The sequence below is a fragment of the Streptomyces sp. NPDC001902 genome (genome assembly GCF_042891295.1).
GTDB lineage: Bacteria > Actinomycetota > Actinomycetes > Streptomycetales > Streptomycetaceae > Actinacidiphila.
Map to the genome: position 1 here is coordinate 225,737 of NZ_JBIATA010000008.1, position 24,645 is coordinate 250,381.

Sequence of the window (24,645 nt, forward strand, 5' to 3'; positions counted from 1 at the left end):
GCCGGTCCTGAATTCTCGTGGGCGGCGGAACGGACGTCCCCGGTGAAATCCCCGGATGGCGAGACGTTTTTTTGCGCCCGCTTTTTCGCCGCGTTCCCCCGGATACGTACAGTGCCGCGACGAGCTGGGAGTTCGCCCTGCTCTTCCTTGATCGGCGCCGCCTATCAAGCAAAAGGAACGGCCTCTTTGACGGGCCGGTGAAGCGGGTCTAGCTTTTCTGCGGATCGGTATTCGCGGCGGTTTCCGCGGTGTCGGAAGCCGGGAAGGCAGGGCAGGCATGAGCGCTCTGGAGGACCCAACGGACGAGCACCTGGAGATCACCTCGCCCAAGACCTGGGCGACCGGTCTCCCCGCGGTCACGCACGCACTGCGGTACTCACTGAGCCAGACCTCGCCCCGCCGGACCATGCTGACCCTGCTGAACGTCAACCAGGCCAAGGGCATCGACTGCCCCGGCTGTGCCTGGCCCGAGGCGGCGCCCGGCAAGCGGCACATGAACGAGTACTGCGAGAACGGCGCCAAGCACATCAACGACGAGGCGACGTCGCACCGCGTGCGGCGGGAGTTCTTCGAGCAGTACACCGTCGAGGAGTTGGGACGTAAGTCCGACTACTGGCTCAACCAGCAGGGCAGACTGACCGAACCGATGGTCAAGCGGCCCGGGTCGGAGCACTACGAGCCCATCGCCTGGCCCGAGGCCATCGCCCTGATGGCCGAGGAGCTGCGCGCCCTGGACTCCCCGGACGAGGCCCTGTTCTACACCTCCGGGCGGGTGGGCAACGAGGCCGCCTTCCTCCTCCAGCTCTTCGCCCGCGCCTACGGCACCAACAACCTGCCGGACTGCAGCAACATGTGCCACGAGTCCAGCGGCGCCGCCATGAACGAGACGCTCGGCGTTGGCAAGGGCACCGTCAGCCTCGACGACATCCACGAGGCCGACCTGATCTTCGTCGTCGGACAGAACCCCGGCACCAACCACCCGCGCATGCTGTCCGCACTGGAGGAGACCAAGCGGGGCGGCGGAAGCGTCGTCGCCGTCAACACCCTCCCCGAGGCCGGGCTGATGCGGTTCAAGCACCCGCAGAAGGCGCGCGGCGTCATCGGGCGCGGCACGGTCATCGCCGACCAGTTCCTCCACATCCGCGCGGGCGGCGACCTCGCCCTCTTCCAGGCGCTGAACCTGCTGCTCCTGGAGGCCGAGGACGCCGCTCCCGGTACGGTCCTGGACCACGACTTCATCCGCGAGCACAGCACGGGCTTCCAGGAGTTCGCCGAGCACGCGCGCAAGACGTCGTGGGACGACGTGCTGACGGCCACCGGCCTGACGCGCGAGGAGATCGAGCAGGTCCACGAGCGCGTCCTGGCCGCCAAGAGCGTCATCGTCTGCTGGGCCATGGGCGTCACGCAGCAGAAGCACGGTGTGCCGACCATCCGCGAGATCGTCAACTTCCTGATGCTGCGCGGCAACCTGGGCAAGCCCGGCGCCGGGGCGTGCCCGGTGCGTGGCCACAGCAACGTCCAGGGCGACCGCACCATGGGCATCTGGGAGAAGATGCCGCAGAGCTTCCTCGACTCCCTGGGACGGGAGTTCGGCTTCACACCCCCCGTCAAGCACGGCCACGACTCCGTCGACGCCATCCGTGCCATGCGCGACGGCGAGGCGAAGTTCTTCCTCGGGGTGGCGGGGAACTTCGTCCGGGCGACCCCCGACAGCGACGTCACGGAGCGGGCGATGCGCCGCTGCCGGCTGACGGCGCACATCTCCACCAAGCTCAACCGCTCGCACACCGTGTGCGGTGACACCGCACTGATCCTGCCCACCCTGGGCCGCAGCGACCGGGACGTCCAGGCGGGCGGCGAGCAGTTCGTCACCGTCGAGGACTCCATGAGCATGGTGCACGCCTCCCGCGGCAAGCTGGCGCCCGCCTCCCCCGACCTGCTGAGCGAGGTGGCGATCATCTCCCGGCTGGCCCGGGCCACCCTCGGCGATTCCCCGGCGATCGGCTGGGAGGAGTTCGAGGCCGACTACGGCACCGTCCGGGACCGGATCTCCCGGGTCGTCCCGGGGTTCGCGGACTTCAACCGGCGCGTCGCCGAACCGGGCGGCTTCCAGCTGCCGAACCCGGTGAACGCGATGACCTTCCGGACGCCGAGCGGCAAGGCCGTCTTCACCCGCAACGACTTCGAGATGCCGCGGGCGCCCAAGGGCCACCTCATCCTGCAGTCCCTGCGGTCGCACGACCAGTGGAACACCATCCCGTACGCCATGGACGACCGCTACCGCGGCATCCAGGGCGGACGCCGGGTCGTCATGGTCAACCCCGAGGACATCGCGGCCCTGGGGCTCACCGAGATGCAGATGGTGGACCTGGTGAGCATCTGGACCGACGGCAGCGAGCGCCGGGCCGAGTCCTTCCGCCTGGTGCCCTACCCCACCTCCCGGGGGTCGGCCGCCGCCTACTACCCGGAGACCAACGTCCTGGTCCCGCTGGACAGCGTCGCGGACGTCAGCAACTGCCCCACCTCCAAGGCCGTCGTCGTACGACTGGAGGCGGCGGCATGGGCCGGGTGACCGCGCGGCGGCGGGTGCTGCGGATCAGGGACGGGGTGCCCGGGCACCGCTCGGACACGCTGGCCGCCGAGGAGCCGATGGAGATCCGGGTCGGCGGCCGCGCGCTGACGGTCACCATGCGCACCCCCGGCAGCGACTTCGACCTCGCGGTGGGCTTCCTTGTCAGCGAGGGCGTCATCCACGGTCCGGACGACGTGCTGGGCATCCGCTACTGCGCCGGCGCCACGGACGACGGCGGCAACACCTACAACGTCGTCGACGTCGTCCTGGCCCCTGGCGTGCGCCTGCCCGACCTCTCCCTGGAGCGCAACTTCTACACCACCTCCTCCTGCGGTCTGTGCGGCAAGGCGAGCCTGGACGCGGTGCGGACCACGCAGCGCTGGAGCGTGGCGGGCGACGACGCGGAGATCGATTCCGAGGTGCTCTTCACCCTCCCCGACCGGCTGCGGGCGGCGCAGCGGGTCTTCGACAGCACGGGCGGGCTGCACGCTGCCGGGCTGTTCACGACGGAGGGCGAGATGCTGTGCCTGCGTGAGGACGTGGGCCGTCACAACGCCGTCGACAAGGTGGTCGGCCACGCGTTGCAGGAGGGGCTGCTGCCGCTGCGGGGCACCGTGCTCATGGTCAGCGGGCGGGCGTCCTTCGAACTCGTGCAGAAGGCGGCCATGGCGGGCATCCCGGTGCTGGCCGCGGTGTCCGCGCCGTCCTCCCTCGCCGTGGACCTGGCCGACGAGACGGGGATGACCCTGGTGGGCTTCCTGCGCGGCCGCTCGGCGAACGTGTACACCGGCGCCGGGCGGCTGCGCGTGGCCCAGCCCGTCGCCTGACGCGGAGCGTCGCCCGGCGGTGCGTGCGCGAGGGGTGCCGCCCGTCCGGGCGGCACCCGTTCCGCGCCCGGTGCCGGCGTGACCGCATCCTCGACTCGCCGCGCACGGCACTCACCGGTTCACTGGGAACACGGGCGCTCCGGGCACTTCGCGGAGGCGGGCGCCGTCGGCCCGCCGGGAGCGACTTGGTATACAGCTCGGAACCCGGGAACAGGTCCGACGCGTCTCCCGGCCGGTGGAATCCTGAGAGGTGCTCAGCCGTGCTCTTCCGGCAGCTCGAATACCTGGTGGCCCTGGCGCAGGAGGGGCATTTCGCCCGTGCCGCGCAGAGCTGCGGGGTGTCCCAGCCCTCGTTGTCCGAGGGCATCCGCAAGCTGGAGGAGGAGATGCGGGTCCCGCTGATCCAGCGGGACCGGCGGTTCGACGGCCTCACCGCCGAGGGCGAGCGCGTCGTGGTGTGGGCGCGGCAGATCCTGGCCGACCGGGACGCCATGGAGGGCGAGGTCGCCGCCATGCGCACCGGACTGAGCGGCCGCATCCGCATCGGCGTCGTGCCCAGCGCGGCCACCGCCGTGCCGCGCCTGGTCGACCCGTTGTGCACGCGGCACCCGCTGCTCACCGCGCACATCGTGAACGACCTGACGTCGAGTGACATCCTCACGATGCTCAGGGACTTCACCCTCGACGCCGCCGTCACCTACCTGGACGACGAGGTGCGTGCCGCCTTTCGCACCGTGCCGCTGTACCGGGAGAAGTACGCACTGCTCACCGACGCCTCGTGGGCCCCGGCCGGCGGCGCCACGGCGACCTGGGCGGAGGCGGCGGCCCTGCCACTGTGCCTGCTCACCTCGACCATGCGGGGACGGCGCACCATGGACGCCCTCTTCGCCGCGGCCGGGGCCGAACCGACGGCGAGGGTGGAGACCGACTCGTTCGCCTCGCTGATCGCCCACGTCGTGCCCGGGCGATGGGCCGGGATCGCCCCTCTGGCGTGGATCCATGCCCTGGGAGTGCCGCCCGGGGTGCGGGCGGTCCCGATGGTGGAGCCCGCCCGGGCTGCCGAGATAGGGCTGGTCGCCTTCCGCCGCGATCCCGAGTCCGTGATGGTGCAGGCGCTGGTCGCCACCGCGCAGCACGCCGACCTCAAGCCGCTGGAGTCGCTTCCCCGGATGCCGTGAGACCGGGGATCGCGGCCGACGACGCCCGGCGGCGGGAGCGCGGACGCACGTCCCCGTGCCCCCGCGAGTCCCGGTCCGCCCTGGGACTGCCCGTCTAGGACGTGACCCCGGTCGTGGCCCCGGCGGGGCGGAGCCACACGGTGGTGTCCGCGGGCACCGAGCGGCCGTCGAGCGGGGTGCTGGCCAGCAGCACCTCGTCCCCCTCCGCGAGGGCCAAGGGATCCGGGCCGAAGTTGGTCAGGCACCGCAGCCCCGGCGCGCGGTCGAAGGCGAACCAGGAACCGTCCGCGGGCCCCTGCGGAACCGGCGCCGCCTCCGCCGGGACCGGTGCGGCGCGGCGCAGCCGCAGCGCGGAGCGGTACAGGGCGAGCATCGAGGCGGGGTCGTCCTCCTGGGCCCGGACCGTCAGGTCCGCCCAGTCGTCGGGCTGCGGGAACCAGCAGGCCTCGGCGGGGGCGCTGCTGAAACCGTAAGGAGCCGCCGGGCCCTCCCAGGGCAGCGGCACCCGGCAGCCGTCGCGGCCGCGCTCGCGGTGGCCGGAACGCTCCCAGAGGGGATCACGCAGCCGCTCGTCCGGCACGTGGGCCTGCGGCAGCCCCAGTTCCTCGCCCTGGTAGACGTACGCGGCGCCGGGCAGCGCGAGCATGAGCAGCGCGGCGGCCCGGGCACGGCGCCGGCCGCGCTGCCCGCCGCCGTAGCGGGTGACCGGGCGGACCGCGTCGTGGCTGGACAGGACCCAGGTGACCGGCGCCCCGACGGCCCGCATCGACGCGACGGACCGCCCGATGACCGCGCGCATTTCCCTCCCGTCCCAAGGGGACTCCAGGAAGGCGAAGTTGAAGGCCTGCTGCATCTCGCCGGGGCTGACGTACCGGGCCAGCCGGGCCGGTTCGAACACGGCGGCCTCGGCCACCATCACGCGCTGCCCCGGGGGGACCGCGCCGGGCGGTGCCGGATGGGTGTCCAGCAGCCGGCGCCAGGAACGGAACAGCGGGTGCAGTTCCTCCTGGTCGTGGTACGGCAGCAGGTGGTTGCGCAGGATGTCCTGGTGCTGCCCGGGTCCGGCGTCGGGCAGGCCCGGGGCTTTGAAGAGGGTGTGGGCCACGTCGATGCGGAAACCGTCGACGCCGCGGTCGAGCCAGTGCCGCAGGATCCGCTCGAAGTCGGCGACGACCTCCGGCCGGCGCCAGTTGAGGTCCGGCTGCTCGGGCGCGTGCAGATGCAGGTACCACTCGCCCGGGCCGCCGTCCGGTGCGGGCACACGGGTCCACGCCGGACCCCCGAACGCGGACTCCCAGTCGTTCGGGGGGAGTTCACCGTCCACGCCGCGTCCGGTGCGGAAGAGGTAGCGGTCCCTCGCCGCGCTCCCCGGGCCGGCCGCGAGCGCCTCCCGGAACCAGGGGTGCGTGTCGGAGGTGTGGTTGGGAACGAGGTCGATCAGGACCCGCAGCCCCAGGCCGTGGGCGCGCGCGACGAAGGCGTCGAAGTCCGCGTCGGTGCCGAGGTCGGGGGCGACGGCGGTGTGGTCGGCGATGTCGTAGCCGCCGTCGGCCAGCGGGGACGGGTAGAACGGGGTGATCCACACCGCGTCCGCCCCCAGCCGGGCCACGTGGTCCAGGCGGGCGGCGGCGCCGGCGAGGTCGCCGACGCCGTCCCCGTCGCCGTCGGCGAACGCGCGCGGGTGGATCTCGTAGCAGACCGCGTCCCGCCACCAGGGCGTGTCCGGTGCGGGAATGGTGGTGCTCACGGTGCTCCTCATGCTCCTGTCGGGCCGGACGGGACCGGCAGGGTGCGGCCGGTCTCCGCGGAACGCGTGGCGGCCTCGGCCACCGCGACCGCGGTCCGCCCGGACCGCGCGTCGGCCACCGGGGTGCCGCCCTCGGTCGCGCAGCGCAGCAGGTCGGTGAAGGCGGCGCGCACGCTCTCGGCGTACACGTGCTGCTTGCGCGCCTCTCCGCCCAGGTCGACCACGCAGGTCACCCGGTGCGGGACGCTCCGCTCCGCACCGCGGCCGCGGGCGGGCGCCGCCGGTCCCGCGTCGCGTTCCACCGTGACGGTGATCCGCTCCTCGCCGTGCGGCCGCAGCCCCGGTACGGCCAGCAGCGCGGCGGCACGCGAGGGCAGGTCCTCCCAGCGGCGGGCGCCCTGCTCGTCCGTCCAGGCCGTGACCGTCGCGTGGGTCGGGATCCAGCCGGTGACCCGGGCCTCGGCGAAGCCGTAGTCCAGGCGCATCAACTGCCGTTCGGCGCGATGGGCGTGGGTGAAGGAATGGGTGTGGGTGGCGACGGCGCCGCCGGGGTGGGTGGCGGTGGCCACGACGATGTCGACCGGGCCGCCCTCGCGGCGCACGGCCGTGCCGTGCACCTCGACGGGCTCGCTGCCCATGAGGGCGCGGGCGGCGTCGAAGAAGTGCACGCCGTGCTCGACGTGGATGCCGCCGCTGTGGGCGGGGTCCCAGAACCAGTGGCCGGGGCCCAGGTCCTCGTCGGCGGCGTCGTTCTCGAAGGCGAAGCGCACCAGCGGGTCCAGCAGCCCTTCATCACGCAGCCGCTCGAGCATCCGCAGGACGGGGTTGTAGCGCAGGACGTGGTCGACGACGAGGACGCCGGCGGAGCGTTCGGCCTCGGCCTCCACCCGCAGGGCGTCCTCCAGCGTCACGGCCAGCGGCTTCTCGCAGAACACGTGCCGGCCCGCGCGCAGCGCGCCGACGGCGAGTTCCGCGTGGGTGGCCGGGGGAGTGGCGATCGCCACGACGTCCACCCCGCGCAGGCCGGCCAGCGCCGCGGCGTCGGCGGAGACGGCGGCGCCGTGCCGCCGCGCGAGGGCGGCGGCACGGTCACCGTCGGGGTCGGCGCACGCCACGACGCGTACGCCGGGCAGGTCGGCCACGGCGTCCAGCAGGTAGGCGCCGAACGCGCCGCAGCCGGCCAGGCCCAGACCGAGCGTGGTCACTCGGCACGGTCCAGGCGGGCGACGCCGATGTGGGCGTCGGCCATGCCGTAGAAGACGTAGCGCACGCCGTCGATCTCCTCGATCGCGGTCGGGAAGACGACGTTCGGCACGGTGCCGGAACGCTCCTCCTCCGTCTCCGGCTCCATGAGAGGCTCGTCGGTGCGGGCCAGGATCCGGGCCGGGTCCTGCGGGTCGAGGATCATGGCGCCCGCCGCGTAGCTGACCTTCTGCTGCTGGGCGAAGGGGTCGTCGATGGTGCCGGACACGCCGTGGTGGATGAGCAGCCAGCCCTCCTCGACGCGGATCGGGGCCGGGCCGGCGCCGATCTTGAGCTCTTCCCAGGGGTGCTCGGACAGCGCGACCAGACGGTGGTCACGGGGGCGGGCCAGGGCGCTGAGGTCCTTCTCCACCTCGGCCACCGGGACGTAGGAGATCCAGATGCCGGGGCGCTCGTCGGTCACGCCGGCCGGCAGGTGGACGCCCTCCCCGGGACGGAACCAGCCCAGGTCCCACATCGGGCGGTGCAGCATGGCGAAGGCGGGCTCGCCGTCCGGGCCCGGGACGGGCTCGGGGAAGTGCACCACGTCCTTGTTCGGGAAGAGGTTGAGGTCGGTGTCGAGGTCGGCCTGGTAGGCGAACTGGATCGGGCCCAGGCGCTCCCAGGTGACCAGGTCCTTCGAGACGGCCAGCGCCGGCTTGGGGCCGAGCGGGCCGTAGGCGACGTACGACATGACGTGCAGCCCGAGCGCCTCGATCCACGTCGTGCGCGGGTCCTCCACGCCGGCGTTGTTCTTGCCGCGCTCCCAGCCGGCGTCGGGGGCGAGGACGACGCCGCGGCGCTCGACGCCGGTGGGCACGCCGTCCTCGATCACGACCTCGGCCAGGCCCACGCGGGAGACGTTGCCCTCCGCGACGAGGCGGGGCAGCAGGTGCAGGGTGCCGTCCGGGGTGCGGCCGGACGCGGGGTTGAGCACGCCCTCGGCCTCGTTGGCCTCGCCGGCCAGCGGCGACATCACGACGCCGACGCGGGTCAGGCGGTAGGGCACGGAACTGTTGGAGCCGGTGGTACGGGCGGTGCTGGTGGTGCGGTCGTTCACGGCGAGTTCAGCCCTTCGTGGCGGAATCGAGGTCGGTGGAGGTGAAGCGGCTCTGGAAGACGAGGTAGAGGGCCACCGCGGGCGCGGCCAGTACGCAGGCACCGGCGAGGATGGCGCCGAACGGGTTGGCGGCCGCGGAGGAGACCGTGCTGATGTAGTTGGCCAGGGACACCGCCAGCGGCTGCATGTCCTGCTCCTTGGTGACCAGGAACGGCCACAGGAACTCGTTCCACGGCCCGGTGAAGCTCAGCAGCACCACCGAGGCGAGCGCCGGCTTGCACAGCGGGATCGCGATCCGGAACAGGATCTGCAGCTCGCCCGCGCCGTCGATGCGCGCGGCCTCGAACATCGCCTGCGGCAACTGCAGGAAGAACTGCCGGAAGATGAAGACCGCGCTGGTGTTGATCGCGAACGGCAGGATGATCCCGATGTAGGAGTCGGCCAGGCCGTAGTCGCGGACGATCAGCACGTACAGCGGGATCATCAGCAGCTGGAACGGGATGACCTGCACCAGCAGCACCAGGGCGAAGGTGGAGCCCTTGCCCCGGAAGTGGAGCCGGGCCAGGGCGTACCCCGCCAGCAGGCCGAAGACGGTGGTGCAGACGATGACGCCGCCGGTGAAGATCCCGGAGTTGATCAGGGAACGGCCGAGCGAGATGGCCGAGTTGATCTCCGCGTAGTTGTGCAGGGAGAGGTTCCCCGGTTGCGGGAAGGCGCCGGCGGGGCTGCTGTCCGGCTCGCGCTGCAGGGAGCCGATGAGCATGTAGTAGAAGGGGAAGAGGAAGGCGAAGGCCCCGGCGAGCAGGGCCAGCCGCGACAGGATCCTGCGGGCGCGCGAGTGCGTGTGCGGCCTGTGGTGCGCCGAGCGGCGCGGGAGCGAGGGGGCGTGTGCGTCGGCCATGTCAGTCCCTCTCCAGCAGACGGCGGTAGAGGAGGGAGATCCCGGTGATCAGCACGACGAGGATCACGCCGATCGCCGCGGCCTCGTCGGGGTGGCCCTGCTGCAGACCGCGCTGGTACATCAGCAGCACCGGTGAGGTGGTGGCGCCGTCGGGTCCGCCGCCGCTGGTCAGCAGGTACGGCTCGGTGAACAGGTTCGCGCCCGTCACCGTCGCCATGACCAGCACCAGCAGCGTCGCGGTGCGCACCGCAGGGACGGTGATGGACCAGAACATCCGCACCTTGCCCGCGCCGTCGAGCGCGGCCGACTCGTAGAGCTCGCCGGGCACGTTCTGCAGCGCCGACAGGTAGAGCACGATGAAGAAGCCGAGCTGCTTCCAGGCGACGAACAGCGCGATGGTCGGCATCGCGAGGTGCGAGTTGACCAGCCACGACGGGTCCGGCGCGAGCGGCCCGAGCGCCTTGTTGACCAGGCCGTTGGAGTTGAACAGGAAGAGCCACACACCGACGACGGCGACGCTGGCGGTGATGTACGGGACGTAGTAGGCGGTGCGGAAGAACGTGCGCGCCCGCAGCTTGGAGTTGAGGGCGGTGGCGAGCACGAGCGACGCCGCCACCGTCAGCGGCACGTTGATGACCAGGAAGACCGCGATGTTGCCGAAGGAACGCCACACGGCCGGATCGGTCAGCACGGCCGTGTAGTTGGCCAGCCCCACGAAGGGACGGTCCACCTGGGCGCCCGGCGCGGCGAAGAAGTAGTCGTGGAAGGAGATCCACACCGCGAAGCCGAGCGGGTACAGGAAGATCGCGGCCAGGTAGATCAGGTACGGGGAGACGAAGGCAAGGCCGATCGGCTGCCGGCCCGCGAACCGCAGCCGGCGCGGCCGCGGCTCGCGGTCGGCCCGGGGGCGGGCCCCGCCCCGGGCGGACCCGGGGCGGAGGACGTCATGGTGCGTGGAGGACATGGCCGTGACTCACTGCTTCGCCAGGCCGTCGACCTTGCCCGCGGCCTCGCGGAAGGCGCCCTCGACGTCGCCCTTCCCGAAGATCACGGACTTGGTGTAGGCGTCGCGGAACGTCTGCCAGATCTCGACGGAGTTCGGCACGTTCGGGGCCTCGACGGTGCGGTCGGCCTGCTCGGCGAAGGTCTTGTAGTCCGGGTGCGAGGCGAAGTAGTCGGGGAACGCGGCCTGGAGGTCCTGCCGCATCGGCATCTGGCCGGTGGCCTTCAGCAGCTTGCCGTCCTGCTCCTTGCTGGTGGCGAACTTCAGCACGTCCCAGGCCGTGCCCTTGTTCTTGCACGCGGTGAACATGCCGATGGACTTCTCGTCGCTGAAGGTGCCCTTGGCCTCGGCGCCGGTCGCGGTGGGCACCGGCACGGCGCCCCACTTGACCTTGTCGCCGTAGACGGAGACGGCCCACGGGCCGACGATCGCCATGGCGGACTTGCCGTCGGCGAAGGAGTCCCCGTTGTACTGCTCGTTGGGGGCCAGGTGGTCCGCGTACATCGTCTTCCAGAACTCGGCGGCCTTGACGCCGTCGGGCGAGGCGAACTGGGCCTTGCCGTCCTCGACGAGCTGCTTGCCGGTCTGGGCCGCGAAGAGCGGGTAGAAGTCGAACCAGGACTGGTAGAACTCGGAGGTGGGCGCCGGCCAGATGGCGGCGTGCGCACCGCCCTTCACCAGGGCGCGCGAGGTGGTCAGGAAGTCCTGGTAGGTGGAGAGCTTGGGGTGCTCGGGGTCGAGCCCGGCCTTCTTGAACAGGTCCTTGTTGTAGAAGATCATGACGGGGTTGCTCTTCCAGGGCATCTGGTAGTACTTGCCGTCGGGCGACGCGTACTGCGAGAGCCGGTCGCCGGTCCGCGCCTTGAGGTACGCCTCCCCACCGGGGAAGTCGTCCAGGGCCACCAGGCCGCCCTGCTTCTGGAAGCCGGGCACCGCCGCGGGGGCGGTGTTGAGGATCAGGCACGGGGCGTTGCCCGCCGTGATGGCCGCGCCGATGACCTCCTCGGAGCTCTTGCCCGCCGGTATCTCCTGCGCCTTCACCTTCTCGTCGGGGTGGGCGGCGTTCCAGGACGCGACCATGCTCTTGCCCCAGGCGACCTCCTGGGCGTTGTTGGAGTACCAGACCGTGATCGGCCCGTGGGCGGCGTCGCCGCCCCCGGCGGAGTCCGACCCGCCGCTGCCGCACGCCGCGAGGGGCACGGTCAGGGCGACGGCCGAGAGGACGGTCAGGAGGGTTTTCTTCATTGCGGTGGCTCCGGGTTCTCAAGGGGTGGGGAGAGGCCGTTCCGGGGCGTCGTCCTGCCTCGGTGACGGCCCTCCGGGGAGCGGAGAACGTCGTGGGCGCGTCGGGCGCGCGTTCAGGGGCGTGCGGTTCCGGCGGGGGCCGGGCCCGTGGAGCCGCGCACCATGAGCGCGGCCGGGTCCAGTTCCACGTGCGGGGTGGTGCCCTGCTCGATCGTCTCGATCAGGGCGAGTGCGGCGGCGCGGCCCCAGGTGGCGGCGTCGGCACGGCAGGTGGTGAGCGAGGGTCTGGTCCAGGAGGCCAGCGGTACGTCGTCGAAGCCGACCACCGACAGGTCGTCGGGCAGCCGCAGGCCGGCTTCCTGCGCGACCGCCATGCCGGCGGTGGCCGACAGGTCGTTGGCGTACACGATGGCGGTGGGCCGGTCGCCCCGCGTGATCAGGGCCTGCGTCGCGAGCGCGCCGCCCTCGGCGGTGAAGCCGCCCGGCAGTACCGGGCCCGGGGGCAGGCCCGCCTCCGCGAGCGCGTCCCGCCAGGCGCCCAGCCGCCGCTGGGCGTGCAGGTACTCCTCGGGGCCCGCGACGTAGGCGATGTGGCGGTGGCCGAGTCCGACGAGGTGGTGGACGGCGCCCGCGACCACCGGCCGGTCGTCCAGGTTCACGGTGGCGATCCCCTCGACACCGTCGTCGGCGCCGACGGCCACGGCGGGCAGGCCCAGTTCCCGCAGCAGCGCGGGGCGGGGGTCGTCCATGCGCAGGTCGGTGAGGAACACCCCGTCCACGCGCTGGTCGTCCACCAGGCGGCGGTAGGTGTCCATCTCGTTGCGGGGGCCCGTCACGTGCAGCATGAGGCCGTCACCGGACTCGGATATGACGGACTCGATGCCCGCCATGAAGGCCGGGTAGAAAGGGTCGGTGCCGATCAGGTCGGGCTCGCGGGTCAGGACCAGGCCGACGGCCCTGGCCCGCCCGGTCGACAGCGCGCGGGCGCTGCGGCTCGGCGTCCAGCCCAGCTTCTCGGCCGCCGCGCGGACCCGTTCCTGGGTCGCGGCGGCCACGCCGGGGCGGTCGTTGAGGACGAAGGAGACCGTCGCCCTGGACACACCCGCCAGCTGGGCGACATCGGCGATCGTGGGGCGTCTGGCCATGCGGACTCTCCGTGTACGGCGGCGGAAGGGCGCCACATCCGCATCCGCGGGTCCCGTCGGCCGGCGTACCCCGAGGGGCACACCGTCCGGCGGCACCTTCGGCGCCGGAGGCAGCACGTTCTTGCACTCGCATACCGGGGCAACCAGCGCGAAGGGATCTCGTCACCTCGCGTTTGAACCGGTTTAAACGAGCGATGTGAGGAACCATGAACCTCGGGGGGCGGAGTGTCAAGGGCCTACTCTCAGTTGGGGAGTTATATGTGGCAAGTGCAACGATAAGTCCGAAATGTCGCCTCGATGCACCGTCACCACGCAGGGAGCGAGCTGTGACAGTGCGTCACGGCCCCTGAGGGGCTGCCGGTAGGGCACGGCGTGCTGCTAGCGTCTGCCCAACCCCGCCGCGGGCGGCGGACGGAGACGACGACGGAGACGGATGTGTTCCCGGACACGGTCCTGCGCACCGAACGGCTCCTCCTGCGCCCGTTCACCCCGGACGACGCCCATGACACCCGGGCCAGCTGTGAGGACCCCCACACCCAGCGGTGGCTGCCCCTGCCCCGCCCCTACACGCTCGACGACGCGACGGCCTGGTGCACGACGGTCTCGCACGCCCTGCGCGAGTCCGGCGACGGCATCCACTTCGCCGTCACCGACGCGGACGGCGGACGGTTGGTGGGCACCGTCGGCCTGAAACGGACCGACTGGCGGGCACTGACGAGCGAGGTCGGTTACTGGGTCTCCCCCTGGGCGAGGGGACGCGGCATCGCTACGGAGGCGACCCGGGCCCTCGCGACCTGGCTGCTGGCCGAACAGGGCTTCCAGCGCCTGGAACTCCGCGCGGCGACGGGCAACACCGCCTCCCAGCGCGTCGCCACGAAGGCCGGCCTGCGCCGTGAAGGCGTCCTGCGCAACGCGGGGTTCGTGCACACCGGCCGGGTCGACCTCGTCGTGTTCTCCCTGGTGCCGGGGGACTTGGCGGGCGTCGTTGGTGGCTGACCGGGGCAGGGTCGTAATCGGACGCGGTCCGGACGCGATTGAGCGATGTGCCGCGAGCGCATCGTCAGGCGGTGAACGAGGGCGACGAGTTCACCTCGCCCAGGTCACCGCAGGCGAAGTTCGCTGCCCGGACGAACGGCTCGACGTAGACCTGGACTTCGATGCGTTCGCGGCGCGGTCCGAACGCTGGTGTGCCCCGCAGGCACAGGCGTACCGGTGGATGCGGCCTCCGGCATGGTCCATCCCCAGCACCCCGGCTCTGGGGACTCTGCCTTCCGCTTCGCAACAGGACGCCGAAGTCGCAGGCTGGTATGAGTCCAGCGGCCCGGTACCCGGCAACAAGCCCTTCGGGTGAGGGAATCGCCGGGCATCGGACACCGACCCGTACCTATGATCGGCCCATGATCCGCACTGCCGTTCCCGAGGACGCACGGACCATCGGCGCACTGAAGGTCCGTGCGTGGAGAGCGGCGTACGCCGGTTTCATGAGCCCGGGATTCCTCGACGGGCTCGACCCTGTGAGCGACGCCGAGGACTGGGCCGACTACCTGGCCGAACTCCCGGACGAGCACCGCCTGTGGGTCGTACAGCAAGGCGACGCAGTAGCCGGGTTCTGCCGGACCGGCCCGGCCGATCAGGACCAGGACTCGGACCTCGGACCCAGCGCCGCCGAAGTCTACGGCCTCTACGTCGAACCCGACCGCATCGGCACCGGCCTGGGCCGCCGGCTCTTCGCACACTCGGTGGCCGACCTCGAGGGCCGCGGCTACGGTCCGTTGTGCGTGTACGCGTACGTTCCGAACGCTCTGGCGATGCGGTTCTACGAACGAGCGGGCTTCGATCGCGACGGCACGAGTCGCGCAGCCGACGACTCCGGGATCGGTGTCCTGGAGGCGCGGCTGGTAAAGCCGGACCGCCGCGGAGAGAACCGCACGTACAGCTCGTGAAGGTGTGACTGCGGGGTGCGAGATCGGCTGACCTCGCCGAATGATGCGGCCCGCAGTGCAGGGGCTGGTCGGCCGCGCCGGCTGGGTAGCGGTACTCCGGGCAGTCACTCGGTGGGCTCTTCGTCTTCCTCTGTGCCGAGTTCGCCGATGCGGAGTGTGGTCGCCGAAGTACGCCGACCGCGGGCAGCACTCGCGGCGGAGGGGAGCCTCGGCATGCCGCAGGCCCCCGCCGCGCCGTTGCGGCAGGGGCCCGACTCATGGCGATGAGGGCTCGAACGGGGAGAGTCGGAGCCCTCCAACTACACCATCGCCCAGCCTCGTCGTGGGCCCGCGCGCTCGCACGCCACCGGGGGCCGGTCGGGTGATGCTCCCCGCGCCCATGGGTGGCGTCACGCCGTTGGCCGGTGCCCGGCGGCATGCCTAGAGCGGCGACCGGCCCCAGGCCGTGAGCATGCCGGGGGACAGGTCGGCGCACTGGGGGGAGTCCAGGTAGCGCAGGGCCTCGTCGAGGAGGGTGTCGTCGACGAGGCCGGTGGCGATCATGGTGGACCGGGTCCGGTGCCAGGTCTCCGCCCAGAACCGGCTGATCGTGCTGCCGGGCAGGAGCGGCGGAACGTGGATCTCCGCCGCGACCGACCGGAGCCCGGCCGCCCTGAGCATCCCGGGGTAGCGCGGCACCCGTGAGACGTCGGTGCCGATGGTGTCGCGCAGCCCCCGCCACATCGCCCGCATGGCCAGCGTGTACGGCGTGTCGGGGGCGGCGGCGGTGGTCAGGTCCACGGCGTCGCAGACCACCAGGACGCCGCCGGGGGCGAGCAGGCCGCCGAGCGTGGCGATCATCCGGTCCGGCGACGGCAGGTGCATCAGCACGAACCGCGCGTGGACGAGGTCGAACCGCCCCGGCGGGAGGTCGTCCACGGTGACGTCCGCCTGCCGCACCGTGAGGCCCGGCGTCGGACGCGCCGCCAGGAACCGTACGTCCCGGTCGACCGCGAGCACCTCGCTGACCCCGGCGTCGCGCAGCAGTCTGCGCGCCACCGTGCCCGTGCCGGCGCCGACGTCCAGGCAGCGCCACCCGGGGCCCGCCCCGAGCTGCCGCAGGCGGGCGAGGGTGGTGTCGTCGTACGTGGCGGCGGCGAGGTCGATGCGGTCGCCCTCGCCGGCGTCCTCCGGGCGGAAGAAGTGCTCACCGTAGCGACCGGCGCTGGTCATGCCCTCATTGTGGCAAGCACCGGACGCGGTCACCCGTCGGCGGCCGGTCGCTACACCGCGGTGAACCCGCCGTCGACGGTGAGCGTGGCGCCGTGGATCTGCGAGGCCTCGTCGCTCGCCAGGAACACGACGGCCGATGCCACCTCCGCCGGGTCGCCGGCGCGGCGCGCGGGCATGCGCGCGATGATCGGGGTCAGGTGCTCCTCCATCGCCGCGACCTTCTCCGTCAGGGTGGGACCGGGGGCCACGGTGTTGACCCGGACCCCGTGCGGTCCGTACTCCGCGGCCCACGACATGGTGAGCGAGTGCACGGCCGCCTTGGTCATGCTGTAGAGCGCCGAATGCGCCGTGCCCCGCATGCCGTTGATGGACCCCAGGTTGACCACGGCGCCGTGGCCGCGCTCGGCCATGGGCGGCGCCAGCAGGCCGGTGAGGAGGAACACCGACCGCACGCTCACCGCCAGTGCCTGGTCGATGGTCTCCTGCGGGACCTCGGCGGTCGGCGTGGGCGTGAGCAGGAGCGCCGCGTTGTTGACGAGGACGTCGATCCGGCCGCCGGCCGCCGCGAGCGCGTCGGTGACGAGGCGGCCGACCGCGTCGGCGCCGCCCGACAGGTCGGCGCCGACGAACGCCGCCGAGCCGCCGTCCTTCTCTATGCGTGCCACGACGTCGGCACCGCGGGCCGCGTCTCGTCCGCTGACGACGACGAACGCGCCCTCGGCGGCCAGGGCCGCCGCGATGGCGGCGCCGAGGCCCGTGGTGGAACCGGTGACCAGGGCCGTCCGCCCGGTGAGTCGCTGGGTCATGTTTCCGCACCTTTCTCCGTGAACCGGCTGGGAACGGCCAAGGTGCCACCCAGAAATTGGACCTGCAAGTCCAGAAAGTGGCAGGATGGAGGCATGGCAGCACGACTGACGGCCAAGGGCGCCGCCACCCGGCAGCGGATCGTCGAGGGGGCCGCGGAGGAGATCCGCGAGCGAGGCGCGGTCGAGACCACCCTGGACGACATCCGCGCCCGCACGGCCACCAGCAAGAGCCAGCTCTTCCACTACTTCCCCGGCGGCAAGGAGGAGCTGCTGCTCGCCGTGGCCCGGCACGAGGCCGGCCGGGTCCTGGCCGACCAGCAGCCGCACCTCGGCGCGCTCACCTCCTGGCAGGCCTGGTACGACTGGCGGGACGCGGTCGTCGACCGCTACCGGCGGCAGGGGCAGCAGTGCCCGCTCGGCACGCTCATCTCGCAGCTGAGCCCCGCCACGCCCGGCGCGCAGGCCGTCACCAGGGAACTCCTCGCCTCGTGGCAGGCCCAGATCACCACCGGCATCCGGGCCATGCAGGAGCAGCGGGAGATCTCACCGGAGATGGACGCCGACCGTGTCGCGGCCGCCCTCCTCGCGGGCATCCAGGGCGGTGTCTCGATCCTGATGTCGACGGGCTCGCTCACGCACCTGGAAGCCGCCCTCGACCTGGGCATCGAACGGCTCCTCGCCGCACCCGTACCGGTACCCGCACCCGTGCCGTCGGCTCCCTGACCGGGCACGGCACCCCTCAGAGCACCTCCAGCGGCACGGGCCCGCGGGGCGGCGGGAACGCGGCGTCCAGCGCCGCCAGCGCTTCCGCGGGGAGCCGCAGGTCCGCCGCGGCGCGGTTCTCGCGCACGTGCTCGGGCCGCCCCGAGCGGGGGATCGCCGCCACGCCCTGCTCCAGCACCCACGCCAGCGCCACCTGGGCGGGCGTGGCGCCGAGGCCGTCCGCCACGGCCAGCAGCGGTGCGGAACGCAGCAGTCTGCCCTGCTCGACGGGGGAGTACGCCATCACTCCGGCCCGGTTGCGCCGGCACCAGGGCAGCAGGTCCCACTCGATGCCGCGCCGGGTGAGGTTGTAGAGCACCTGGTCCACCGCCACGGCCGAACCGCCCGGGAGGGAGACCAGTTCGGCCATGTCCCCGGCGTCCAGGTTGCTGACCCCCCAGGTGCGGATCTTTCCGGCGGCCATCAGCTCGGTGAACCCGGCCAGCGTCTCCTCCAGCGGATGCCGCCCCCGCCAGTGCAGCAGGTACAGGTCCAGGATGTCCGTGCGGAGCCGTCGCAGACTCGCCTCGCAGGCCGCGACGACGCCACGGCGGTCGGCGTGGTCCGGCAGCACCTTGCTCACGAGGAACACCTCGGCACGGCGTCCCGCGATCGCCTCCCCGACCAGTTCCTCCGCCGCGCCGTCGCCGTACATCTCGGCGGTGTCGACGATCGACATGCCCAGGTCCACACCGAGCCGCAGGGCGGCGAGCTCCTCGCGGCGGCGGCCCGGGTCCGCACCGAGGTACCAGGTGCCCTGGCCGAGCGCGGGGACGTCCCTGGAGGACAGCCGGACCGTACGCATCGACGCTGTCGCCATCCCTGCCTCCCCGGCACGACACCCCTTCAGGCCACCACCCCGCATCCGGTCGTGCAACTCGGTGGACCGCGCCGGCTCCTACTCCGGCACCGGCGCGCGGACGTTGCCGGTGAACGACGGGTGGAGGCGGGCGGATCCCAGGAGTTCGGCCGCGCCGCGCACGGCCGCGGTGTGCGGGGCCGGCGCCACCTTGACGGGGACGTCGAGCCGGCGCGCGAGACGGTGGACGACCTCGGGGCGCAGTGCGCCCCCGCCGGCGAGGAGGACGCCGTGCGCCAGGGCGGCCGGTGCGGCAGCCGTCCGGTCCTCCTCCAGCACGGTCGCCACGGTGGCCACCAGCGCGTCGACGAGGCGTGCGGCGGCACCGGGGTCCGCGTCGAGGCCGGTGGTGCCGAGCTCCGCGCGGTGCGCGTCGGTCACCGCGCCGTCGACCAGCAGGACCGTCTCCGTGAGGTGGGCGCCGACGTCCACCACGAGCAGCGGGCGGTTCAGGTCCTCGCGGGCCGCGAGGGCCACGGCCCGCGCCGTGGGCACCGTCAGGACGGCGCGCGGCCGCAGGACCTCCACGGCGGCCCGGGCCGCCGCGCGGTAGGCGACGCCGTCCAGGACGGGCGCCGTCAGCACGACCAGCGGGCGGCCGAGACGGGGCAGCCGGTGGCGGAGCAACCGGTCGAGCATCCGGGCGGTGCCGGGGACGTCGATGACGCCGCGGCGGACGGGGTGGACGGTGCCCGAGCCCGGGAACGTCACCGTGGGCACGTCGAGCACCATGCCCCGGCCGAGGGCCCGGACCCGCGTGCGGGCACTGCCCAGGTCGAGGGCGAAGCCCGTCTGCCGGCGCACCGGCAGCCACGGCGCGCTCATCACTCGGCCCCCCGCGCCTGCAGGCAGCGGCCGCAGTATCGGGCCTGGGGGACGACCACCAGGTGGTTCAGCGGGATGGGCTCCCGGCACAGCGGACAGACCCCGTACCGCCCCTCGCGCATGCGCTCCAGGGCCGCCTCGACGTCGGCGAGCACCATCCGGGCCGAGGCGGCGAGCGCGGCGCGGACCTCTTCCCGCGCGGCCGCCCGCTCTCCCGCCCGCTCTCCTGCCCGCTCTCCCGGCGGCCGGAGCGGCCCGGCCGGCCCTGCCGCGGCGACCTGCCGCAACTGGTCCCGGCGGAACAGGCGTTGCTCGTGGAGGCTCGCGCGCAGCCCGGCGAGGTCCTCGGCGGACAGATGAGCGGCGCGGTCGTCCGCGGTCCGGTGGTTCACCACGTCACCTTTCTCCGGCTGGTCACGGGTCACGCGGCACGGCGCCCGCAGGCGACGCAGCAGCGCGCGTACGGGAGGATCTCCAGGCGCTCGGCCGGTATGGGCTTGGCGCAGTCGGGGCAGACCCCGTAACTGCCCTCCTGGAGGCGTGCGAACGCGGCCTCGATCTCCCCCAGCACCCGCTGGATGGCCTCCTTCTGCACGACCATGACGTGGTCGTCCGCCGCCCAGCCGGCCTCGGCGACGGCCCGGAGCTGGGTCAGCCGGGTGCTGCGCTCGTGCTCCAGGCGCCTGCGCCACGGCGCCGGCCACGTCGTGCTCGGCGTCAGCGACGACGGACGCGGCACCGGCATCGTCCACGAGGGCGCCGGCATCCGCGGCATGCGCGAACGGGCCCTGCTCCTCGGGGCCGCGCTCGACATCACCTCCACTCCACGGGCCGGCACCCAGGTCCGCCTGACCGTGCCCGCCCCGAGGGACCGCTCATGACCCCGACCGGACCGACCCCGATCCGCATCCTCCTCGCCGACGACCACGCCCTGGTGCGCCGCGGGGTGCGGCTGATCCTCGACCGCGAACCGGACCTGGAGGTCGTCGCCGAGGCCGGCGACGGTGCGGAGGCCATCGCGCTGGCCCGCGCCCAGGACGTCGACCTCGCCATCCTGGACGTCTCGATGCCCCGGCTCACGGGCCTGCAGGCGACCCGCGACCTGGCCGCGCTGAAACCGGGACTGCGCATCCTGATGCTGACGATGCACGACAACGAGCAGTACCTCTTCCAGGCGCTCAAGGCGGGTGCCTGCGGCTACGTGCTGAAGTCGGTCGCCGACCGCGACCTGGTCGCCGCCTGCCGGGCCGCGATGCGCGACGAACCGTTCCTCTACCCCGGCGCGGTCACCGCCCTGATCCGCAACTACCTCGACCGCGCCCGCCACGGCCAGGAGGCCCCGGACCACGTGCTGACGGCGCGCGAGGAGGAGGTGCTCAAGCTCGTCGCCGAGGGCCACTCCTCCAAGGAGATCGCCGAGACGCTGGTGATCAGCGTCAAGACCGTCCACCGGCACCGCGCGAACCTGCTGGGCAAACTCGGCCTGCACGACCGGCTGCAGCTCACCCGCTACGCGATAAGGGCCGGCCTCATCGAGGCGTGAGCCCGCCGCCCGGACTTCGCTTCCCTCCCCACCCCCGACGACCGACGAGGAGGTGCCGTTTGGCGCCGCGCCGTGCCCCCGCGGCCCGCCCGCGCGGCCCTCGCCGGTCGGCGACGGCGGTCGCCGGGACGCTGGTCGCCGGCCTGCTTGCCCTCCTCGGGCTCCTCGTCCCGGCCGTCGCCGCGTCAGGACCCGGGCACGCCCCGCCGTCCCCCGCCGCCACGGGTGACCGGGACCCCGGTCCGTACGTCGCAGGTCCGTACGCCACCGGGCCGTACGCCGACCGTGCCGCGTCCGCCCGGTCCTGGCGCGACGCCCCGGGTGAGCGGCACTCGCCGCTCCTCGACGCCGCGACCGCCTCCGCCCGGACCGCCCTCACCTGCCCGCGGTCCGTCACGCCGCGACCGTCCGCAGCCGGTGACGCCCCCGAGACCGCGCAGGCGTCACCCTGCCGCGGACGTTCCCCGCCCTCCTCCACAGGCATCTGATACTCCCTCACATTTCCCTCGCAGGCCGCCCCGTGCGGCTGCGCCCTGCCTGCTGGAGGCCCCCGTGACACGCGCCACGCGCGTGCGGGCGTTGCTCGCCCTCGTTGCCGTCGCCCTCTCCCTCTACGTCGCCGCCACCGTGCCGGTCCGCCTCGGACTCGACCTGCGTGGCGGCACCCAGATCGTCCTGGAGACCCGCTCGACCCCCTCGGCGCCCGCCGACGCCGAGGCCACCGCCCGCACCGTCGAGGTGCTGCGCGGCCGCGTCGACGCCCTCGGCGTCGCGGAACCCGCCATCGTGCAGTCCGGTGACCACCGGATCATCGTCGAACTGCCCGGTGTGCAGGACCCGGCGCAAGCCGCCGCCGTCCTCGGCCGCACCGCCCAGCTCACCTTCCACGCCGTGCTCGGCACGGCCCGCGAAGGCGACGAGGTCACGACCCCGCTGCCCGAGCGGCCTGCGGAACGCGTCCTTGCCGACGAGTCAGGCCAGTCGCTCCGGCTCCGTGCCGCCTCCCTGACCGGCGGGGACGTCAAGGGCGCGCACGCCCGCTTCGACCAGGACACCGGTGCGGGCTGGTACGTCGACCTCGACTTCAAGGGGGAGGGCCGGGAGGCGTGGGCGCGCCTGACCGGCGAGGCGGCCTGCCGTCCCCCGGGCGACCCGTCGCGTCGCGTCGCCATCGTCCTGGACGACAAGGTGATCTCCTCCCCGCAGGTCGACCCGTCGGTCGCCTGCCGGACCGGCATCACCGGCGGCTCGACCCGGATCACGGGCACGTTCGACGACGCCGAGGCACGCGAACTGGCCCTGCTCATCAGCGGGGGCGCCCTACCCGTACCCGTGGAGACCGTCGAGCAGCGCACGGTCGGCCCCACCCTGGGCGCCGCGGCCGTCACGGCCGCCGTCTGGGCCGCGGGCATCGGCACCGTGCTGACCTCGCTGTTCGTCATCGCGGTCTACCGCCTCGTCGGCGCCCTGGCCGTCGTCGCGCTCGCCTGCTACGGCCTGGTCTCCTACGCCGCGCTGGCAGCCCTCGGCGCGACCCTCACCCTGCCGGGACTCGCGGGATTCGTCCTGGCGATCGGCATGGCAGTGGACGCCAACGTGCTCGTCTTCGAACGGGCCCGCGAGGAGTACGCGGCACGGCGCCGCGCCAGCCTGAGGTCCGCGCTGACCGCCGGGTTCCGGAAGGCCTTCAGCGCCGTCGCGGACACCAACGTCACCACCCTCATCGCCGCCGCGCTGCTGTTCTTCCTGGGCTCCGGGCCGGTGCGCGGCTTCGGCGTCACCCTCGGCATCGGTGTCCTCGCGTCGATGCTCAGCGCGCTGGTGATCACCCGGGCCCTCGCCGAAACGGCCGTCGCCCGCCGCTTCGTCCGATGGCGCCCGCACCTGTCCGGCATCGCGGGCATCGGCGCCGTACGGGAACGGATCACCCGCCGCGACCCCGACCTGATGCGGCGCCCACGGCGCTGGCTCGCCGTGTCGGCGGCGGTCCTCGTCCTTGCGGGTTCCGGCGTCCTGGTGCGGGGTGCCGACCTCGGGGTGGAGTTCACCGGTGGCCGGCTCATCGAGTACGCCACGGACCGGCCGGTGAGCGCCGACCGCGCACGCGAGGTCCTCGGCGGTGCCGGGTTCCCGCGGGCCGTCGTGCAGACCTCGGGCGACGACCGTCTCACCGTGCGCACCGCGGACCTGACCGAGCCGGAGCAGGACCGCGTCACCGCGGCGATCAGCGGCCTCGGCGGGCAGGCGGAGAAACTCCGTGACGAGTCCGTCGGGCCCGGCATCGGCAAGGAGCTGCGCCGCGGCGCCGTCATCGCCCTCGCCGTGGCCCTGGCCGCCCAACTCCTCTACCTGGCCGCCCGGTTCCGGTGGACGTTCGGCGCGGCGGCGGTGGTCGCCATGGTGCACGACGTCGTCGTCCTGGTGGGGGTGTTCGCCTGGCTCGGCAAGCCCGTCGACGGCGTCTTCGTCGCGGCCCTGCTGACCGTCGTCGGGTACTCGGTCAACGACTCCGTCGTCGTCTTCGACCGGGTCAGGGAACTGACCCGGCGCGACCGGAGGCGCCCCTTCGCCCGTGTCGCCAACGCGGCGGTCCTGCAGACGGTGCCCCGCACCGTGAACACCGGGATGGGCGCGGCGTTCGTCCTCGCCGCGCTCGCCGTGCTGGGGGAGGGATCGCTTGCCGACTTCGCGCTGGCCCTGTTCATCGGGCTCGCCGTGGGCACCTGGTCCTCGGTGTTCACCGCCGCGCCGCTCGCCGTGGAACTGCACCGGCGCGAGCGGGCGCCGGTGACCGCGCGCCCGGTGGCGGCCGGCTGAGGGACACCCGGCGCGATGCTCCTCCCGGGTGGTCGTGGGCGCGCGGCCACCCGGACGGGGTAGGCAGCACAGAGGTGCCATCCGCTCGCCGCCACCCACGGAGCCGTCGTGTACATCGGGATCTCCACCTTCATCACCGACCAGGGCATCCGCCCCGCCCCGCTCGGCACCGCCCTGGAGGAACGGGCGTTCGACTCGCTCTTCATCGCCGAGCACAGCCACATCCCCGTCAAGCGCGAGAGCCCCTACCCCATGGGTGGCGAGCTGCCGGAGGTGTACTACCGCACCCTCGACCCCTTCGTCGCCCTCTCCGTGATCGCCGCCGTCACCCGGCGTCTGCTGCTGGGCACCGGGATCGCGCTGATCCCGCAGCGCGACCCGATCCACACGGCCAAGGAGGTGGCCTCCCTCGACCTGGTCTCCGACGGCCGTGCCGTTCTCGGCGTCGGCGTCGGGTGGAACCGCGAGGAGATGCGGAACCACGGCGCCGACCCCGCCACGCGCGGCCTGCTCACCGACGAACGGCTGCGGGCCATCCGCGAGCTGTGGACCGCGGACAGGGCCGAGTTCCACGGCCGGTTCGTCGACTTCGACCCCGTCTTCGCCTGGCCCAAGCCGGTACGGCGGCCCCATCCGCCGATCTACGTCGGCGGCGGCGAGCGCGCGTTCCGTCGGGTCGCCGAGTTCGGTGACGCCTGGCTCGCCAACAGTGACGCGCCGGACGACCTCGGCCCGCGCATCGAGCGGCTGCGCGAGGTCACCGGGCGCGACGTGCCCGTGACGGTGTACGGGGTCCGCGGCGGCCCCGAGCAGCTCGAGGGCTACCAGCGGCTCGGCGTCGAACGGGTGCTGCTCCACCTGCCGACGCTGCCCGAACGGGAGACCCTGGAGCACCTGGACGGACTGGCCGCGCTGGCCGACCGGTTCCGCTGACCCGGCGGGACCCCGACGAGGGGAG

23 protein-coding genes and 1 pseudogene are annotated in these 24,645 nt (G+C 73.1%); 11 read left to right on the forward strand and 13 right to left on the reverse strand.

Annotated elements, in window-relative coordinates; all coding sequences use genetic code 11:
- Nucleotides 1–277: 277 nt before the first annotated feature.
- The 3 genes from ACFYYN_RS16375 to ACFYYN_RS16385 all read left to right on the forward strand — a co-directional run bounded on the left by ACFYYN_RS16375 (nt 278) and on the right by ACFYYN_RS16385 (nt 4,577).
- On the forward strand, nt 278–2,572 hold the full coding sequence (locus ACFYYN_RS16375; protein ID WP_500546343.1) for an FdhF/YdeP family oxidoreductase: 2,295 nt from the start codon (nt 278–280) through the stop codon (nt 2,570–2,572).
- Nucleotides 2,560–3,399 carry a formate dehydrogenase accessory sulfurtransferase FdhD gene (gene fdhD, locus ACFYYN_RS16380; RefSeq protein WP_500546344.1) on the forward strand — a complete coding sequence of 280 codons (840 nt, stop codon included), beginning with the start codon at nt 2,560–2,562 and terminating at the stop codon, nt 3,397–3,399. The genes ACFYYN_RS16375 and fdhD overlap by 13 nt, the downstream gene beginning before the upstream one ends.
- Before the next feature lie 260 nt (nt 3,400–3,659).
- A complete protein-coding gene (locus ACFYYN_RS16385; RefSeq protein ID WP_500546345.1) occupies nt 3,660–4,577 on the forward strand; it encodes a LysR family transcriptional regulator in 918 nt (305 codons plus the stop codon).
- Nucleotides 4,578–4,671: 94 nt separating this feature from the next.
- Here the strand turns inward: ACFYYN_RS16385 and ACFYYN_RS16390 are convergent, their stop codons facing one another.
- From ACFYYN_RS16390 to ACFYYN_RS16420, 7 genes are all read right to left on the reverse strand, one after another.
- Complete coding sequence (locus ACFYYN_RS16390) at nt 4,672–6,336, reverse strand: glycoside hydrolase family 13 protein (protein WP_500546346.1); 1,665 nt, start codon at nt 6,334–6,336, stop codon at nt 4,672–4,674.
- Entirely contained in the window at nt 6,333–7,529 is a 1,197-nt protein-coding gene (locus ACFYYN_RS16395) for a Gfo/Idh/MocA family protein (RefSeq protein ID WP_500546347.1), read from the reverse strand. The genes ACFYYN_RS16390 and ACFYYN_RS16395 overlap by 4 nt, the downstream gene beginning before the upstream one ends.
- Complete coding sequence (locus tag ACFYYN_RS16400) at nt 7,526–8,542, reverse strand: glycoside hydrolase family 130 protein (protein ID WP_500324916.1); 1,017 nt, start codon at nt 8,540–8,542, stop codon at nt 7,526–7,528. The genes ACFYYN_RS16395 and ACFYYN_RS16400 overlap by 4 nt, the downstream gene beginning before the upstream one ends.
- Nucleotides 8,543–8,633: 91 nt before the next feature.
- A complete protein-coding gene (locus ACFYYN_RS16405; protein ID WP_499605135.1) occupies nt 8,634–9,527 on the reverse strand; it encodes a carbohydrate ABC transporter permease in 894 nt (297 codons plus the stop codon).
- 1 nt (nt 9,528) lies between these two features.
- Nucleotides 9,529–10,491, reverse strand: a complete 963-nt coding sequence (locus ACFYYN_RS16410) for a carbohydrate ABC transporter permease (protein ID WP_499515940.1) — start codon at nt 10,489–10,491, stop codon at nt 9,529–9,531.
- Nucleotides 10,492–10,500: 9 nt separating this feature from the next.
- A complete protein-coding gene (locus tag ACFYYN_RS16415) occupies nt 10,501–11,775 on the reverse strand; it encodes an extracellular solute-binding protein (protein WP_500546348.1) in 1,275 nt (424 codons plus the stop codon).
- A 113-nt stretch (nt 11,776–11,888) separates the two neighbouring features.
- Nucleotides 11,889–12,920, reverse strand: a complete 1,032-nt coding sequence (locus ACFYYN_RS16420; protein ID WP_500546349.1) for a LacI family DNA-binding transcriptional regulator — start codon at nt 12,918–12,920, stop codon at nt 11,889–11,891.
- Between the two features lie 435 nt (nt 12,921–13,355).
- Between ACFYYN_RS16420 and ACFYYN_RS16425 the strand changes: the two genes are divergently transcribed.
- Nucleotides 13,356–13,916: a GNAT family N-acetyltransferase gene (locus tag ACFYYN_RS16425; protein ID WP_500546350.1), complete on the forward strand. Its 561-nt coding sequence runs from the start codon at nt 13,356–13,358 to the stop codon at nt 13,914–13,916.
- Nucleotides 13,917–14,317: 401 nt separating this feature from the next.
- On the forward strand, nt 14,318–14,863 hold the full coding sequence (locus ACFYYN_RS16430) for a GNAT family N-acetyltransferase (protein WP_500546351.1): 546 nt from the start codon (nt 14,318–14,320) through the stop codon (nt 14,861–14,863).
- A gap of 420 nt (nt 14,864–15,283) precedes the next feature.
- On the opposite strand, the gene ACFYYN_RS16435 is transcribed toward ACFYYN_RS16430, so the two are convergent.
- Nucleotides 15,284–16,075, reverse strand: a complete 792-nt coding sequence (locus ACFYYN_RS16435) for a class I SAM-dependent methyltransferase (protein ID WP_500546352.1) — start codon at nt 16,073–16,075, stop codon at nt 15,284–15,286.
- A gap of 50 nt (nt 16,076–16,125) precedes the next feature.
- Nucleotides 16,126–16,881, reverse strand: a complete 756-nt coding sequence (locus ACFYYN_RS16440; RefSeq protein WP_500546353.1) for an SDR family NAD(P)-dependent oxidoreductase — start codon at nt 16,879–16,881, stop codon at nt 16,126–16,128.
- A gap of 93 nt (nt 16,882–16,974) precedes the next feature.
- On the opposite strand from ACFYYN_RS16440, the gene ACFYYN_RS16445 reads away from it, so the two are divergent.
- Nucleotides 16,975–17,604 (forward strand): TetR/AcrR family transcriptional regulator, encoded by a 630-nt coding sequence (locus ACFYYN_RS16445; RefSeq protein ID WP_500546355.1) that lies wholly within the window; start codon nt 16,975–16,977, stop codon nt 17,602–17,604.
- Between the two features lie 16 nt (nt 17,605–17,620).
- Here ACFYYN_RS16445 and ACFYYN_RS16450 read toward each other — a convergent pair whose 3' ends face one another.
- From ACFYYN_RS16450 to ACFYYN_RS16465, 4 genes are all read right to left on the reverse strand, one after another.
- On the reverse strand, nt 17,621–18,463 hold the full coding sequence (locus ACFYYN_RS16450; RefSeq protein ID WP_500324831.1) for an aldo/keto reductase: 843 nt from the start codon (nt 18,461–18,463) through the stop codon (nt 17,621–17,623).
- 78 nt (nt 18,464–18,541) lie between these two features.
- Nucleotides 18,542–19,327, reverse strand: coding sequence for a rod shape-determining protein (locus ACFYYN_RS16455; protein ID WP_500546356.1), 786 nt, complete (start codon nt 19,325–19,327; stop codon nt 18,542–18,544).
- Nucleotides 19,327–19,722, reverse strand: a complete 396-nt coding sequence (locus tag ACFYYN_RS16460) for a TraR/DksA family transcriptional regulator (RefSeq protein ID WP_500546357.1) — start codon at nt 19,720–19,722, stop codon at nt 19,327–19,329. The genes ACFYYN_RS16455 and ACFYYN_RS16460 overlap by 1 nt, the downstream gene beginning before the upstream one ends.
- Before the next feature lie 26 nt (nt 19,723–19,748).
- A complete protein-coding gene (locus tag ACFYYN_RS16465; RefSeq protein WP_500546358.1) occupies nt 19,749–20,072 on the reverse strand; it encodes a TraR/DksA C4-type zinc finger protein in 324 nt (107 codons plus the stop codon).
- On the opposite strand from ACFYYN_RS16465, the pseudogene ACFYYN_RS16470 reads away from it, so the two are divergent.
- From ACFYYN_RS16470 to ACFYYN_RS16490, 5 genes and pseudogenes are all read left to right on the forward strand, one after another.
- Nucleotides 20,011–20,208: pseudogene (locus ACFYYN_RS16470) on the forward strand (sensor histidine kinase); the annotation flags it as partial. The gene ACFYYN_RS16465 and the pseudogene ACFYYN_RS16470 sit on opposite strands and share 62 nt — an antisense overlap.
- On the forward strand, nt 20,205–20,870 hold the full coding sequence (locus ACFYYN_RS16475) for a response regulator (RefSeq protein ID WP_500546359.1): 666 nt from the start codon (nt 20,205–20,207) through the stop codon (nt 20,868–20,870). The pseudogene ACFYYN_RS16470 and the gene ACFYYN_RS16475, both read left to right, overlap by 4 nt.
- A gap of 59 nt (nt 20,871–20,929) precedes the next feature.
- Nucleotides 20,930–21,358: a hypothetical protein gene (locus ACFYYN_RS16480; RefSeq protein WP_500546360.1), complete on the forward strand. Its 429-nt coding sequence runs from the start codon at nt 20,930–20,932 to the stop codon at nt 21,356–21,358.
- Between the two features lie 64 nt (nt 21,359–21,422).
- Nucleotides 21,423–23,687, forward strand: coding sequence for a protein translocase subunit SecD (gene secD, locus ACFYYN_RS16485; protein WP_500546362.1), 2,265 nt, complete (start codon nt 21,423–21,425; stop codon nt 23,685–23,687).
- A 108-nt stretch (nt 23,688–23,795) separates the two neighbouring features.
- Nucleotides 23,796–24,620 carry an LLM class F420-dependent oxidoreductase gene (locus ACFYYN_RS16490; RefSeq protein ID WP_500546363.1) on the forward strand — a complete coding sequence of 275 codons (825 nt, stop codon included), beginning with the start codon at nt 23,796–23,798 and terminating at the stop codon, nt 24,618–24,620.
- Nucleotides 24,621–24,645: the final 25 nt, after the last annotated feature.